Origin of the sequence: Collimonas silvisoli (assembly GCF_018305005.1) — a bacterium.
In the GTDB taxonomy this organism is placed as follows: domain Bacteria; phylum Pseudomonadota; class Gammaproteobacteria; order Burkholderiales; family Burkholderiaceae_D; genus Collimonas; species Collimonas silvisoli.
The window spans coordinates 1-15,135 of the sequence record NZ_JAGQEG010000120.1 but is presented as its reverse complement, the minus strand read 5'-3'; the positions used below and the strand labels follow the sequence as shown (position 1 = coordinate 15,135).

The following is a 15,135-nucleotide window of genomic DNA, read 5'->3' as shown; positions in this document are numbered from 1 at the left end:
AGTACATTCACTACTATAATCACGACCGCATCAAATTGAAACTAAACGGGCTGAGTCCTGTGCAATACAGAACCCAGCCCTTAGCAGCCTAGCAAATCAAACCGTCCAACTTTATGGGGGCAGTTCACGATCTGGGCCGTTTTTTATTTCGCTTGCATCGACACCCCAGTGATGAGCGCCGATCTTGCATTGATGGCGTCTCTCAGGAAATTGGCGTGGTGTTCGTCGTAAGCACTGCGTGAGCGCGTCGCCATGATGCCTGAGAGAAAGGCAATCCTTTCCGTCAAGCCCAGCACGGCGGCGTCCACTTCCTCCATCGACAGTTCAATTGTCTTTTTCACATCACTCCTTAGCATAGGCCATCCCCTAGGTCAAGAGATTGCATCATAGCAAAGAAAAATGACAATTTCACTACAGATTCAAAATCTCTGCGCTGAACCGTCATGGCTAAGCGACAAGGCCGGACAACCCATCTGTCGACGCAATATCAGCTGCGAGCCGCCAGACAGGATTGCCTAAATAGTGCTGACTTACTATGATGGATACGATCTCTCGATCTCTTTTAGTATTGCATTTCCTTATGTATGACCATCACCATGACTCCGCCACGCTTGCTGCGCGTGACCGATGCCGACGGCATCAGGATTGAAGTCAGCGGCACTTGGCTGTTGCGCGTCATCTTGCCGGATGTCGCCACTTTGCGGCCGCAATTGGCGCAATACGCTAAGGATGCCAATGCACGCTGGGACTTGCGCTCTATCCAACAACTGGACGCCGCCGGCGCGCTGTTTCTGTGGCGCATGTGGGGCCGGCGCCGCCCAGACATCCAGCTCAAGCCGGAATACGAAGAGATGTTCGCCAATCTGGCTGCAAAGCCATTTGCGCCCCCGCCGCCGGTGCCGCGCGATCGGCTTGCGCTGCTGGTGCAACTTGGCCGGGGCTTATTGTCGTTCTGCAAGAGCCTGCGCGCCATCACGATCCTGGCTGGCAATCTGCTGTTGGACGGTCTGTATCTGCTGCGCCACCCAAGTGATATTCCATGGCGCGAGATCTCCGCCAACGTCCATCGCACCGGCAGCCAGGCGCTGGCCATCACCGCACTGGTCGGATTCCTGGTCGGCGTGGTGCTGAGCTATCTGTCGTCGATCCAATTGAAAAACTACGGCGCCGATGTCTTCATCATCAATATCCTGGGCTTAGGCATTGTGCGCGAACTGGGGCCGATACTAGCCGCCATACTGGTAGCCGGACGTTCTGGTTCTTCGATGACGGCGCAACTCGGTGTCATGCGCGTCACCCGCGAACTAGATGCCTTGTCAGCCATGGGTATTTCCCATACCCAGCGCCTGGTGCTGCCAAAGATCGTGGCGCTGGCCGTCACCCTGCCCCTGCTGATTATCTGGAGCGATATGGCCGCCTTGCTCGGCGGGATTTTGTCGGCCTACTTGCAGCTGGGAATCGGCTACCAGCAATTCCTGCACGGTCTGCCCGCTGCCGTGCCGATCGCCAACCTGTGGCTAGGTCTGTGCAAAGGATCCGTATTCGGCATGCTGGTAGCATTAATCGCCTGCCACTACGGCTTGCAAATCCAGCCAAACACGGAGAGCCTGGGCGCCAGCACCACAGATTCGGTCGTTACTTCGATAACTATCGTGATCATTGTGGACGCGATTTTTGCAGTGATTTTTTCTAATGTGGGTTTTTAAATGCAAGCCAGATCAGAGAGCAGTATCCTTCAAAAATAATCGTGCAGGCTCTAACGTGAACACAACAGGCAACGTCATCGACATCAGCGCCGTATGGACCCAGTACGGCAATACGGTCATCCACCGCGATCTGACCTTGACTGTGAATTACGGCGAAGTGATGGCGATCATCGGCGGTTCGGGCAGCGGCAAGACCACCCTGCTGCGCCTCATGCTAGGCCTCGAAGCCCCCAGCCGCGGCGCCATCAGAGTATTCGGCGTCCCGCTGCAAGGCTGCGCGGTCAGCGACCTGCGCCAGACCCGCAACCGCTGGGGCGTCCTGTTCCAGGAGGGTGCACTGTTCTCGGCACTGAGCGTATTCGACAACGTCGCACTGCCGCTGCGCGAACTCAAGGCACTGCCAGAAGACGTGATCCGTGAACTGGTCATGATGAAACTCGACCTGGTACAGATCGACGCCATGAGCGCCAACAAGATGCCGGCAGAACTCTCAGGCGGCATGGTCAAGCGCGTCGCCTTGGCCCGTGCGCTGGCGCTCAATCCCGAACTGCTGTTCCTCGACGAACCCACCGCCGGCCTTGATCCCGAACGCAGCCACGGTTTCGTGCAACTGATCGAAGCGCTGCGGCGCGCGCTGAACCTCACCGTGGTGATGGTGACGCACGATGTCGACACCCTGCTGGCCCTGTCCGATCGGGTCGCCATCCTCGCCAACCAGCAACTGCTGACTGTAGGCCCGCTGTGGGACATCGTGCACCACTCCGATCCGTTCGTGCAGAATTTCTTCCTCGGCCACATCAAGCGCTGCGAACAGGAAAGCGTCAAGGATTTCCGCGATAAGCTGGCCGTCGGCCGGCAGGTTGCGTAGGACACCAGGAGATATTCAATGGAAAACCGCGCCCACGCCCTGTCCGCCGGCCTGTTCCTGGTACTGCTTTGCGTCGGATTGATATTCGTTGCGATCAGACTGAACGGCGACGCCGGCGATCAACAGGATTACCTGCTTCTATCCAGGACGCCGGTGTCGGGCCTGAACCGCAATGCCCCGGTGCGCCTGCGCGGCGTCGATGTCGGCAAGGTCAAGGATATCCAGTTTTCCCCGACCGACCCGCATCTGATCCTGGTCAGGATCGGTGTCGACAAGGGAACCCCGATTAACCAGGGCACCTATGCGCAATTGAGCTATCTCGGCATTACCGGGCTTTCCTACGTACAACTGGACGACGACGGCAGCAAGCCGGAAAAGCTCGTGCTCAATTCCGAAGAAATCGGCCGTATCGAAATGCGACCCTCATTTTTCGACCAGGTCGGCAATTCAGGACAGGAGCTGCTGCGCGATACCGGCCAAGCGGCAAAGCGGCTGAACAAACTGCTTAATGACGACAATCTGGAACAGTTGTCGCTGACGATCGCCAACCTTAAGACTGCTTCGGGCCGGATCGCCGACCTCGCCGCCGAACTGCAACCGACGCTCAAGAAGCTTCCTGTCATCAGCGCCCGCACCGACAAAGCCCTGGCGCGCGTGGATCCCTTGCTTTCCAACTTGAACGATCTCACGCAAGAAGTCCGTGCGCGCGTGGATACCCTGGATCGCATCGGCAGCACAGCTGACAATCTGGGTCAAACCAGCCAGGATTTAAAGGATACGCTGCCGCAACTGCATGTCATGATCAATGATTTTTCGCATAGCTCCCATGTGCTGGATCGCGTGCTATCGGACGTCCAGCAACAACCGCAGAGCCTGTTATTTGGACGAAAGCCGGCACAGCCAGGGCCGGGTGAAGATGGATTTTCGCTACCGGCAGAGACACATTAATTCTCACCATCTAACCATAATGATGCATAGATGGTGAGGGCAAAAACATGACCGGGATAACTGATAACGGATAACGGGCAATCAATATATCCCGGCCTTTTCCAGTCAAGCTGTAGCCGATTCAATTTCAAACGGTTCAATGTCGCCCGGGCGTCGCAGCATCTTGTTGACCTCATCAAGATGGAGTTCCTCCAGGACGATCATTTCCCGTGCATATTCTTCAAGCAATATCGACTGGCCTTCAGTCATCTTCAACAAATCGTAATAGGCCGCGAGCGCGGTTTTTTCAAGCTCCAGACTTTCACGCAAGATGTCGCCGATATCGTGCTTTGCAGTCTCCAGCAACGGTCCAATCTTCAGCGACGGATGCCCGCCCAGCAGCGTCACCATTTCTCCGGCCTTGTGGGCGTGTCCAAGTCCTTCCAGTGCATTGTCCTTGAGCCATGAAACGATCGGTATGCGGTTATATCCGTAGACCATCAATGAATAGTGCGTGTAACGCACCACTCCCGCTAATTCGAGTTCCATGATGCGATTCAGCGCATCAATTGTCAGCCGCTTCTCAGCATAGTTCATGTCATTCATGTTATTCCTCGTGTTAATTGAAACTGCTTGCTGGACGATTATTTCGCGCCTAGCAGTTTGGCCGTTTTTGCGACATTTTCCGGCTTCACCCAAAGCAGCGCGCCGTAACGGCCGTCGCCGCCGACCACGGCGTCCATCGCGGTCACTTTTATGCCGGCGTCGGCGAGTTTCTGCAGCACATCCAGAAGTGCCCCGGTGCGGTCCTTGCCCTGTATCAGGAAGCCGGTCTTTTTAGGATTCATGGCCCAGCCAGCCTTCTTGGCGACTGCGACAAATTTCTTCGCATCTTCGGGGATGAAATCCACCTGCGCCCGCTGGCCGCGCGGAAAGCCGGTAAAAGCAAGCAGGTTCACGCCGCCGTCAGCCAAAGCAGAAAGCACCCTCGCCCCCTCGCCCGCCTTGTTCGAAACCGCCATTGAGAAATAATTGACCTTGCGTACGGAATCATCCATTTTTGCCTCCTTGTTGTCATCGCCGTCATCAACAAATGATTATTCAATTCAGGCTTAGCAAAGATTAAGATGAATAGCAAGGCGTTCTTTGAACCAATAAGCAATTGGATGAGATATTCCAGGAGGCGAAACCATGATCATGACGCTTAATTCTCCGACGTTTTCACAAGACGGCACGATCCCCAGGCGCTGCACGTGCGAAGGCGAGGATATTTCCCCTGAACTGGTATGGAGCGGGGTGCCGGCGGCGGCCCGCAGTCTGGTCCTGATCGTCGACGACCCGGATGCGCCTGACCCGGCGGCGCCACAAACAACCTGGGTGCACTGGGTGCTCTACAATATCCCGCCTCAGACGGGCGGACTCAAGGCAGCTGTCCCCGAGGCGAAACTGCCCGCCGGCACCAAGGATGGCTTGAACGATTGGAATCGCACCGGCTACGCCGGCCCCTGCCCGCCGATCGGGCGCCATCGCTATTTTCATAAGCTCTATGCCCTGGATATCGTACTTCCAGATCTCGGAAAACCGACCAAGGCGATGCTGGAAAAGGCCATGGCGGCCCATGTCATCGCCAGTGCCGTGCTGATCGGCAGCTACCAGAAGGGAAGCTAAGAACTTGCCAGCATCCGCTTAGGAGGCAAAGTAAATCCGGCAGGAAGCATAAGCACTATCCTGTCGGCATACGCGTAATGGCCAGTCACATCCCATCTAAAATCCAACGCGTAAGCGGTTGCAAAAAGCGAAAGTAGTGGCGAAAAAAAATATCAAGGCGCCCGAAATAACCTGAGTCATACCGGCCACATTTGTCATTCTCTGACATTCTTTATCTGTTAAACGGTGGAAAACAATTGTTCGTTCCATTACTATGGACGCGCCAGGTAACAATTACCTGCAGTACGCACCAGAATGGCTCGCCGCCGCCTGGGGTTGCCGCACATTTTTGGGGCAAATTGTTTTAGCGAATAACAGTTTTATTGATCATATGCGCATCGCCATTCTTGACGACGACCCCAGTCAATTACAGTTTGTCACCAAAGCTCTCACACCTGCCGGTCATAGCTGTTATGTGTTTACAGAAGGACGCGCGCTGATTCATCGGCTGCAACGGGAAACTTTCGATCTGGTGAGTTTGGACTGGAATGTCGTCGACATGCCGGGCGACCTGGTGCTTGCCTGGATCCGGCAAAACTGCGACGCCAATCTCCCCGTGCTTTTCATGACAAGCCGATCGCGCGAAACCGACATCATCTCTGCCCTGAACGCCGGTGCCGACGACTACGTGACCAAGCCGGTTGCCGCTGCCATGCTTCTCGCGCGCGTCACCACCTTGTTGCGCCGGACCTATCGGCAGGAGCTGCCGATTGCCACTCAAGAGTTCGGCGACTATCTATTCAATTTGCAGGAAGGCCGCCTGTTTCGCCGCGGCGAAGCCATAACGCTGTCGCAGAAGGAGTTTCAGGTTGCGTTACTGTTTTTTCGCAATCTGGCTCGGCCGTTGTCTCGCGCCCACATCATCGAAACGGTATGGAAGCATTTGGCCGACATCCCCACCAGAACGCTCGACACCCACGTCTCAGCAGTACGCGTCAAACTGGATCTGAAACCTCAGAACGGCTATTGCATAGTGCCGATCTACGGTTACGGCTACCGGCTCGAAAAGCTTGAGGTGCCTGCCGCGTGAATTATTACTTCAGGTTTTTGACGTCTACAGAAGTATCTCGAACAAGAACGGCTACATGTGTGCTGACATTCGCCGCCGCTATGTCGGTGGCGTATTCCGCACAGGCGCAGAGCGAGCGTGCCAAGACGACGGTCGACTACACGGTGCGTGTCAACGACACACTTTACGACCTCTCCGCATACTATCTGACCGATATAGGAAGCTGGACGATACTCAAGAAACTCAACCGTGTCTCGGATCCCAAACATCTGCAACCGGATTCGACACTGCATATACCGTTAGCATTGCTCAAACAATCGCTACTCGCCGCCCGGGCGATTGCGGTAAGCGGTACGGTTGAGCGAACCTCAGGTCCGGGGCCATTCTTGCCGTTGAGTTTCGATGCCGCGCTTATCGAAGGCGATAAAGTCTGCACCGGGCCTAATTCGTTCGCCACCATTCAGCTATCGGACGGCTCGCATGTCACGCTGCACGCAAATACAACAATCTTGATCAAGCATCTGCGCGCCACGGTGTTGACGGGCGTTGTTGACCGGCAATTTGAGCTTAAACAAGGCGAAGTCGAAACCAAGGTCACCCCGCTGAAACCGCAAGACCGCTATAACATCATTTCACCATCCCTCATTGCTGGCGTGCGCGGCACCGAGTTCCGGGTCGTTTATGGCGACAACGTCGGAGTCGGTAACACCACAGTCGAAGTGCTGGAGGGCAAGGTCGCAGCGCAAGGACCGGATGCTCCGCCAGTGCTGGTGCCACAACAATTCGGCGTGATTTCTGATTCTGCCGGAAATGTTAGCGCTCCCATACAGATGCTCCCTGCCCCCTCTTTGACTGAACCAGGCAGAGTACAGGACGGTTTGCAAATTGTTTTCGAGATTGCAGCGATGCCCGAGACGCGCGCTTACCGGGCTGCGATTGCGACGGATGCCGGCTTCCTCCATATCGTTAATGAGGCTCGCGTGGAGGGTCCGCGCGCCATCTTCGACGACATGCCTTCCGGAAACTATTTTGTCCGTTTGTCCGCAATCGATAGTCATGGTATTGAAGGATTGTCGCAAATCTACAGCTTCCGACGCGCCAGGCTATCCGAGGCAAGCGCCGCGGCAGCCCGTACCGCCAATTTCGAATTCCGCTGGACTGAAGATGCGCATGCCGGTGCAGGAGCACAACGGACCTATCACTTCGTGCTGGCAACCGACTTGCAACTGCATGACCCGGTGCTCGATCAAACGGCGTTGACCGGCACGCGCCTGGTTCTGTCCGATCTGAAGCCGGGAAAATATTTTTGGAGCGTGGCTGCCGCGTTGTCGCCAAGCAATAATGAGTCCCGTGAAAAACCGGCATCGATACGGTCGTTCACGGTGGGTCAATAGAATACTTTCGCCTCACACTGACCTATCCCATGCTCACCTGGCTACCTCGCGAACTCCTTCGCGCCAAAGATCATCGCTTCCTGCGCGAATGGTTGCTGCTCGGTTGTGCCGGAGCGGTATTCATCATTGTACTGGTGGCATATCACCTGACCGATTCCGCCAGCAATCTTGTCTACGACTGGTTGTTGCAGCATCAGTCGCGCCCGCCAAGTACGGATATCGTCATCGTCACCATCGATAACAGCAGCCTGGCGCAGCTCGGCAGATGGCCGTGGTCCAGGCTGCATCATGCGGAGGCGCTACGACGCATTGCGGCGGGGAGTCCGCGTGCGGTGATGTATAACGTGCTGTTTACCGAACCCTCTGCCGAAGATGCAGTTCTCGCGCAAGCGATGTCACTGGCGCCCGTCTATCTGCCGATGGTGGTCGAGTCCGGCCAGACTAACCCGCATTCCGGACATGGGTTGCTGCCGGTGGAGCCGTTGCGTGCCGTCGCAGCCGGAATCGGGCACATCAATCTCGAGACAGATCGGGATGGCATTGTGCGCAACATCGCGCTGTTCGAAGGGAACAGCCAGCGACTTTGGCCGCAGTTCACATTACCGGCCTATTGGGCGGAACGCGGCAGGCAAGCACCGCTACCGATGGCGGCCCCCACCGGACAAGCCGAGCCGGCGCCCTCGACTTTTCCTCCTTTGCTACGCGTCAACGGGATGTTGATCCCGTTCTCCGATCCGGACGCGTCTTATGCACACGTATCGTTCATCGATGTGTTGCGAGGTCGGGTACCTTCCGATTTTTTCCACAACAAATTCGTGCTGGTGGGAGCGACCGCAGACGGCTTGCTGGAACACGTCACTACCGCGGTTTCCAGTCACAACGGCTCGATGGCAGGCATCGATATACATGCCAATATTCTCGACGCCCTTCTGTCCGGCCGATATATCGAGCATTTCGCTTGCTGGCCGACGGTCCTTTATTCACTGTTGCCGCTTGCATTGCTATTTACGGGTTTTCTGTTCCTGACGCCCAGCCAGTCCATACTGCTTCTGCTGACCCTGATGTTCGCCACCTTGGGCGCAAGCAGCATGCTCTTGTTGTACGGAGACATCTGGATCATGCCTGTGCCGGCGCTTATCACACTGGTTGCCATCTATCCGTTATGGAGTTGGCGCCGGCTTGAAGTCGCCATGTCGTTCATCGGCGCGGAACTTGAGCAACTCGCCGAGGAACCGCAGCTGGTGCAGAATCGCCGCAATACCGCCATCTCGTCCGCTGGCCAGGAACTCGAACGCAATATCTCGCTGATACGAGAAGCAGCCCAGCAAGTGCGGGACTTAAAACGTTTCGTCTGGGATAGTTTGAACAGCCTGCCGGACCCGGTTCTGGTTGCCGATCGCAGCGGATACGTGCGCCTCGTCAATCAGCCGGCCCGCGATTGCCTGGCTGCGCCCAGCGGCGGCGAGCTGGAAGGATGCACGCTGCCGGAACTGCTGTGCACGCTCAAGTTCGTTCGATTCATCGGCAGCGAATCGGGTTTAGAGCGCTGCCTGCAATGGCCGTATCTGCTCGATCCTTCCCGCATCGAAGACACCGCAGTGATGGAGCAAGGTGTTGAAGTTCAAAGTGCGGCGGGACAGCAATATGTACTCAAATATGCGCGCTGCATGAGTATGACGGGCGATTTGATCGGCTGGATCGCCAATCTGAGCGATGTCACTATCCTGCACGCAGCGCAAAGCCAGCGCGACGAAATGCTGCATCTTCTGTCGCACGATATGCGCTCGCCGCAAGCATCTATCGTTGCGCTGATCGAACTAGAGCGCCCCGGGCCGGATTTCCCGAGTGTCAACCTGGCATTTGACCGGATTGAGCGTTATGCCCGCCGCGCGCTTGCGCTGGCCGACAGCTTCGTCCAGCTCGCCGCAGCCGAAACGCAGGATTACGCCTTCGAAGTTGTCAATTTTGCCGATATCTTGAATAGCGCCGTCGATGAAGTCTGGCCTCTTGCGAATGCCAGGAAAATCCAATTGGCCTGTGACATTGCCGATAGCGAATTTCTGATCAAGGCCGAGTGTTCGATGATCGCGCGCGCGCTGGTGAATCTTCTGAACAACGCGATCAAATACAGTCCGCCGCATACGCATATCGAATGCCTGCTGTCGATTAACAAGGGATTGCCGGATCAGGTCGAGTGCGTCATTCGCGACCAAGGCTACGGCATCGCGCACGAACACAAAATGCGCCTGTTCGAACGTTTTCACCGTTTCCGCAGCGTGGGACAGCCATACAGCGACGGCGTCGGTCTCGGCCTGACCTTTGTCAAAACGGTCGTGGTCCGGCATGGCGGCAGCATACATTGCGAGAGCGCACCAGGACATGGCACCACGATGACTATGCGTCTCCCGCTTGCCGCTTCCGTGAAATTGTCATACCAGAACCCGGCGGCCCTGACCGGCACATGACAATACGCATGTTGCCTGCCGCACCACCAACCGGATCAGCACTTCCTGTACCGCCTCGGTTTCTCCGCGATGAGAAGCAGCCGACGACTATGTGGTCAAGCCGGTCGCTTCCTCCATGCTCCTCGCCCGCGTTACAACTTTGTTGCGCCGGACCTATCGGCAGGAGCTGCCGATGCCCAGTCAGGAGTTCGGCGATTATCTTTTCAATTTGCAGGAAGGCCGCCTGTTTCACCGCAGCGAACCCGTGACGCTGTCACAAAAGGAGTTTCAGGTCGCGCTACTGCTTTTTCGCAATCTGGCTCGACCGTTGTCTCGCGCCCACATCATCGAAACGGTATGGAAGCATTTGGCCGACATCCCCACCAGAACGCTCGACACCCACGTCTCCGCAATACGCATCAAACTGGATCTAAGGCCCCAAAACGGCTATCGCATAGTGCCGATCTACGGCTATGGCTACCGGCTCGAAAGGCTTGAGGTACCCGCCGCGTGAACGATTGCATCCGGCTTGTGACGTATGCAGAAATATCGGGCCACGCAATTCGGCAATTGTGAAAGGGCGAAGCATCAACCTCCCCCCGGGCAAGAAAAGCTTTTCAATACATCCGAGGTCAACGGATTCAGCGCCGCGCCGCTATCCACCTCCAGCACCACTTTGCGGGTATCGAACTGAAACTCGACCGCGGTTCGGCCATGGGCAGCCGAGCCAATCCGCTTGCCCCGCTCGAACAGACGCATCAAGGCCCACGGCCCATCGGTGGCGATGGTGGAGGTGTCCTTGCTGATACGCGGGGACGCGGTGAGTTCGGTCGTTGCGCCGCCGCGCGGGCCGGGCCAGTTGACCGTCAGAGCTTGTACCGGCCCATGCACATAGCGCTGCACCTGGCCGTCGAGATCGACCAGCAATTCGACAATACTAGGGTCCATGTCTTTCACTCTCACATCGACCTTCCACGCCATCTGCTTACTGCCAGGCTCACGGAAAAATACTTCTCTGATGGCCCGCATGCGTGCAAACAGATCGGGATTCGGGCCTTGTTGCGCCAGCAGCTTGAGCAATTCCCCTTGCGCTGTGGGGCCAGCCGTGCTCGCGCCAGGCGCTCCTGCTGCCGTTGCCTCGGCAGGATTCGCTAGCGCCGGGCTCCTGTATTTCCAGGGACGGTTGCTGGTATCGACAAACGCTGCGAGCTGGTTCTGAAAGAAATTGTCGGCGGCGCCTCCAGCGGCGAACAGCCGCGTAAAATCCTCGTTCAACACCTCGTTAGCACTCGCGGCAAATGGATAAAGCCCCTCAATGCCGCGCTTGCACAGTTCACTGACCTGGGTTTCCATCAGCCCATTGATACGGTCGACCTGCTGCTGCGCTTGGCTTCGGAAAATGGCAGAAGCAGCATCCGCTATTTTGTTTGTGCCGCTGTCCGCCAATGTGCGCAAGATGGCCTTGAATGGCGCCGGCAACTGATCGCTGGCTTGCCCCACTTTGATCGCCGCGTCGAAACTGTCGGGCGGCAAGCTATTCGACGCCAGTGCGGTATCTGCGATCGTCAGCAAGGTGTAGTACGCATTCAGCAATACAGTGACGTTTGCCATGGCAGGGATGGCAACGGCTCTCGCCTGCCCGATATCTGCTTGTCCTGTCACGACCTCGCGCAAGGCGGCGAAGCGGTTATCGACCAATTCTTTTTCCAGCCTTTCCTGGAAGCTGATGCCCAAGGTGCCCCGGCTTTTCTGCTTGACGCTGTCGGCGGTTTTATCCAGCAGGTTTTTATCGTCGTCGCGCGGCACCTCCAACGGCCGCGACAGCGTGGTTTCCCGCGCTGCCGCTCGCGCCAGACGCGACAAGGGTGAATCCGCTGCCGAGAATGCTCGCAGAACATCCATATCGGTTTTCAGGTCACGCCCGCTGACAGTGCCGATATCCTCCAAGAACGCCGTCCAGTGCTGCGCGTAGTCTGTCAGGTATTGACGCCGGATATCCAACGTCAGTGGATCATCGTCGAGTGGGGGGCTGGCTGAATCTGATGGCTTTTGATCAGAATAATGATGTCCCATGACCCAGGCATCGTCAGTTTGCGCTTTCGTCACAAATTCCGCTAAGCGTGTATCGAACAGCTTGTGATAGCCGTCATAGGTAAACAGGCCGGGAACCCCCTTATCCAAAGACTTGCCGGACACGCGGGACAACATCCCGCTCACTCCCGGCCCGACAGCTCGGGTCAAGGTAAAATCCTGCGGTGCTTCTTGCAGCATGGCAGCCTTGGCCCGTTCGTATAACCGCTGCGTCGAGGGATTGGCATTCAGAAAATCACGCGCCTGCTGCACCATGGCGGCGTTTTGCGGGGCAGCCGCCTGCACCACGCGCTCCCCGGAAAACAACTGTTTGACATGGGCCACCATCGATGCCCGGCCGCCAAACACCGCCGCGCTATCCGGCGACAACCAATCCTTGTCCACCCACGCCTTGACATCGGCGGCGTTGAAATAGGTTTTATCGTGCAACTGCAAATAGACGCGCAACGTGTCATACGTGGTCTTGGCATCCTTGCTGCCGATCGCAGTCGTCAGCGTTTCTTCCATGCGTTTGACTATCTGCGGCAACAACAAGCGGTCTTCTAAATGCGCGTAGGTGAGGTGCGCAGCTGCCGCCAGCGGCGGCGCGCTGTACAAGCCGTAGCCACAACCGGTTGATGGATCATCGATATCCAATCCGCGATGCAGCGGCAACTCCTGCGCTGCCGTCAACGCATCCGGCACTGCCAGCATTTTTTCGGCATCGGGTAAGGCGAGCAACTTGCTCATGCGTTGCTTAAGATGGGTGGTCTTGTCGGCGATCGCATGTAAATAGCCAGAGTTGTTACCGAACGACAGGATCAGCCCAGACAGCAACCAGAAACCGGATGCAGCAACACAGGCATGGCCGATCCAGCGCAACAGGCGGAAGCGGAGCAAGCGACGCAGATTCGGACGTGCCAGATGCGCTTCGGGAAGAATGACCTTGCTGAAAAGATCGGTGAGGAAATAGCTGCGGTTGCCGCCTGGCGGGCTCATCAGCAGCGCAGCACGGTATGCATCGGTCGCGGCAAGACTTGCCGCATCGTCATCATGGTTTTCGGCCGCCATTTGACGTTGCAGCAAGGTCTCCCGATCCGCTGCAATGCTGCACTCCCCTTGCGCGGCGCTGGTGAAATAGACGCCGCGCAGCGCGTGCTGCGCTTGCGTATTGTCAAAACGGCTATCGCGAAATACGGCGTCAAGCATTGACGCCAATGCCGGCGTCAGGCTGTCGAATTCCTGCGGTAACGCCGACAATGCACACCGCCGTTCGCCATCCGTTTCATCCCGCAATCGCTGTTGCAGACCATCCTCAAGGCGCCGACTCAGCGCCTGCAATTCTGCCTGCAACTGCATTTTTAACGCAAGGCTGTCGATATGGCTATTTGCTCCCGCCTTCACATGCGGCAGAGTAAAACCCCATGCCTGCGCTCGGTTTTCAGAGGTCAGCGCATGGAAATAATCGGCAAAGCCTTCCAGTACATCCATTTTGGTGACGATCGCATAGACCGGAAAACGAATGCCCAATTCAGTACGTAATTCGTGCAGGCGCGCGCGCAATTGCCCAGCATAGACCAAGCGCTCCTGCTCGCTCTGCATCAGCAACTCGCCGATATCCAGCATCACCATCGCGCCATCGATCGGTGTGCGTCTGCGGTATTTACGCAACAGGCCTAGAAAACCATGCCACTCCGCCTGGTCCTTAGCCGCATCGGCCTGTTGTGTAATGTAGCGCCCGGCAGTATCGATCAGCACCGCGGAATCGGATAGCCACCAATCGCCATAGCCGTCATGGTTCTGAGCGCTCGACAGATCGGGAGCAAGCGCTATGGGCGCGGACAGCGGAAATTTCAGGCCCGAATTGCGCAAAGCACTGGTCTTACCCGCGCCATGCTTGCCGATTGCAAAATACCAGGGCAGCTCGTACACATACCGATTGCCCTCCAGTAGCCGCCATAGTCCGCCGGCGTCGCGCATGACTTTAAGCTGTCGCAAAGAGTGCCGAAATAATCCGTCCATCTCGTCCAGCGCACCTTTGAGGGCAGGATCGACCTGATTCTTATCGGCTTTGGCTTTCTTTTCAGGCGCACGATTTTTCGGCTGCGGCTGCGGCTGCGGCTTGGCAGCGGCATCGTCCGATGGCTTGTCCGGCGCGGGTGCAACGGCGTCGGATGGCTGCGGTACAGGGGCAGCGACGTCTACGGGAGAGGGATTCGTCATTCTAGCTTTTCAGATATTCCAGGTCATCGGGCCGGCACAGCAAAAGATCTCTCTATCCAAGAGAAGAAATGAGTTTTGCGCCGCAAGCGGTTTCATCGTCATCATGGGCAACCAATCTACCCTCCTCCCTGAGTCCATCGCCTTTAGGCAGGATAGAAAAGTCGCCCTTGCATTTGGGGCAATGAGTCATATCGCGTTCTCGTGCCACGCCAATACCCATCACTTTTGTCGTGGCCGAAGCGCCGATCACTACGCCGCCGTGGTCGGTTTTATCGCCGAGCCGGATCACTGCCTTGCCTTCTGCATTTTTCATAGTCGCTGTTCCTTGATTACTTGCTTGGAGAGAATGCTGCTGGTGGCGCTGTCATATTGCCGATGGTGACGATGTTGTCGACCGCCTGGCCGCGCAATATCGATAACTGGTATTTGTAATACCCGAATGTCCCCAATACCGCCAGCGTCATCACGGTAGCCGACACCCACACCGGAATGCTGCGCAACGCCTGGAAGCGATCCGGCGCCACGCCCTGCAAATGCGGCGACAACGCCGACGGCGCCGGTTCACGGCCCGCTGCAATCAGAGCATCCAGGCGCTTGCGTATCGTTGCAAGGTGGCGTCGACCATCGGGATCAGTGCGGTACTGCCCCTGAAAACCGAGGCTGAGAATGTGATACATCACTTCCAGCAAATCACGATGCTGCTCCGGCTGTGCCGTCGTCAATCGGCCAGCCAGCAAGAAAAACTTCCGGCCGCCGTCGATATCGCCATGATGGAATTGCGCCAGCA

14 protein-coding genes and 1 pseudogene are annotated in these 15,135 nt (G+C 56.8%); 9 read left to right on the top strand and 6 right to left on the bottom strand.

What is annotated here, in order from left to right; genetic code table 11:
• A partial coding sequence (locus KHU33_RS23195) for an IS3 family transposase (RefSeq protein WP_211467150.1) occupies positions 1 to 92 on the top strand: 92 nt, incomplete at its 5' end.
• A 51-nt stretch (positions 93 to 143) separates the two neighbouring features.
• Here the strand turns inward: KHU33_RS23195 and KHU33_RS23190 are convergent.
• Positions 144 to 341, bottom strand: a complete 198-nt coding sequence (locus tag KHU33_RS23190; RefSeq protein WP_211467365.1) for a hypothetical protein — start codon at positions 339 to 341, stop codon at positions 144 to 146.
• Positions 342 to 596: 255 nt separating this feature from the next.
• On the opposite strand from KHU33_RS23190, the gene KHU33_RS23185 reads away from it, so the two are divergent.
• The 3 genes from KHU33_RS23185 to KHU33_RS23175 are packed head-to-tail and all read left to right on the top strand — an operon-like array spanning position 597 to position 3,522.
• The gene (locus tag KHU33_RS23185; RefSeq protein ID WP_230414503.1) at positions 597 to 1,706 is read left to right on the top strand and encodes an MlaE family ABC transporter permease; all 1,110 of its coding nucleotides are present in this window, start codon (positions 597 to 599) and stop codon (positions 1,704 to 1,706) included.
• A gap of 55 nt (positions 1,707 to 1,761) precedes the next feature.
• A complete protein-coding gene (locus tag KHU33_RS23180) occupies positions 1,762 to 2,574 on the top strand; it encodes an ABC transporter ATP-binding protein (RefSeq protein ID WP_329956114.1) in 813 nt (270 codons plus the stop codon).
• An 18-nt stretch (positions 2,575 to 2,592) separates the two neighbouring features.
• Positions 2,593 to 3,522 (top strand): MlaD family protein, encoded by a 930-nt coding sequence (locus KHU33_RS23175; RefSeq protein ID WP_211467361.1) that lies wholly within the window; start codon positions 2,593 to 2,595, stop codon positions 3,520 to 3,522.
• A gap of 105 nt (positions 3,523 to 3,627) precedes the next feature.
• Here KHU33_RS23175 and KHU33_RS23170 read toward each other — a convergent pair whose 3' ends face one another.
• Together KHU33_RS23170 and KHU33_RS23165 are read right to left on the bottom strand one after the other, a co-directional pair.
• Positions 3,628 to 4,098 carry a ferritin-like domain-containing protein gene (locus tag KHU33_RS23170; protein ID WP_211467376.1) on the bottom strand — a complete coding sequence of 157 codons (471 nt, stop codon included), beginning with the start codon at positions 4,096 to 4,098 and terminating at the stop codon, positions 3,628 to 3,630.
• 47 nt (positions 4,099 to 4,145) lie between these two features.
• Positions 4,146 to 4,559 carry a hypothetical protein gene (locus KHU33_RS23165; protein ID WP_211467360.1) on the bottom strand — a complete coding sequence of 138 codons (414 nt, stop codon included), beginning with the start codon at positions 4,557 to 4,559 and terminating at the stop codon, positions 4,146 to 4,148.
• Positions 4,560 to 4,692: 133 nt separating this feature from the next.
• Between KHU33_RS23165 and KHU33_RS23160 the strand changes: the two genes are divergently transcribed.
• The 5 genes and pseudogenes from KHU33_RS23160 to KHU33_RS23140 form a co-directional block, all read left to right on the top strand.
• The gene (locus tag KHU33_RS23160; protein ID WP_211467358.1) at positions 4,693 to 5,169 is read left to right on the top strand and encodes a YbhB/YbcL family Raf kinase inhibitor-like protein; all 477 of its coding nucleotides are present in this window, start codon (positions 4,693 to 4,695) and stop codon (positions 5,167 to 5,169) included.
• A gap of 370 nt (positions 5,170 to 5,539) precedes the next feature.
• Positions 5,540 to 6,238 (top strand): response regulator transcription factor, encoded by a 699-nt coding sequence (locus KHU33_RS23155; RefSeq protein ID WP_211467370.1) that lies wholly within the window; start codon positions 5,540 to 5,542, stop codon positions 6,236 to 6,238.
• A gap of 59 nt (positions 6,239 to 6,297) precedes the next feature.
• Positions 6,298 to 7,611, top strand: a complete 1,314-nt coding sequence (locus tag KHU33_RS23150; RefSeq protein WP_211467355.1) for a FecR domain-containing protein — start codon at positions 6,298 to 6,300, stop codon at positions 7,609 to 7,611.
• A 29-nt stretch (positions 7,612 to 7,640) separates the two neighbouring features.
• The gene (locus tag KHU33_RS23145) at positions 7,641 to 10,076 is read left to right on the top strand and encodes a CHASE2 domain-containing protein (protein ID WP_211467353.1); all 2,436 of its coding nucleotides are present in this window, start codon (positions 7,641 to 7,643) and stop codon (positions 10,074 to 10,076) included.
• Positions 10,077 to 10,155: 79 nt separating this feature from the next.
• A pseudogene (locus tag KHU33_RS23140) lies at positions 10,156 to 10,569 on the top strand (response regulator transcription factor); the annotation flags it as partial.
• Between the two features lie 74 nt (positions 10,570 to 10,643).
• Here the strand turns inward: KHU33_RS23140 and tssM are convergent.
• The 3 genes from tssM to icmH form a co-directional block, all read right to left on the bottom strand.
• Complete coding sequence (tssM, locus tag KHU33_RS23135) at positions 10,644 to 14,348, bottom strand: type VI secretion system membrane subunit TssM (RefSeq protein ID WP_211467335.1); 3,705 nt, start codon at positions 14,346 to 14,348, stop codon at positions 10,644 to 10,646.
• 52 nt (positions 14,349 to 14,400) lie between these two features.
• Positions 14,401 to 14,661: a PAAR domain-containing protein gene (locus KHU33_RS23130; protein ID WP_211467332.1), complete on the bottom strand. Its 261-nt coding sequence runs from the start codon at positions 14,659 to 14,661 to the stop codon at positions 14,401 to 14,403.
• A gap of 16 nt (positions 14,662 to 14,677) precedes the next feature.
• The coding region (icmH, locus tag KHU33_RS23125; RefSeq protein ID WP_211467330.1) for a type IVB secretion system protein IcmH/DotU at positions 14,678 to 15,135 on the bottom strand (458 nt) is incomplete at its 5' end.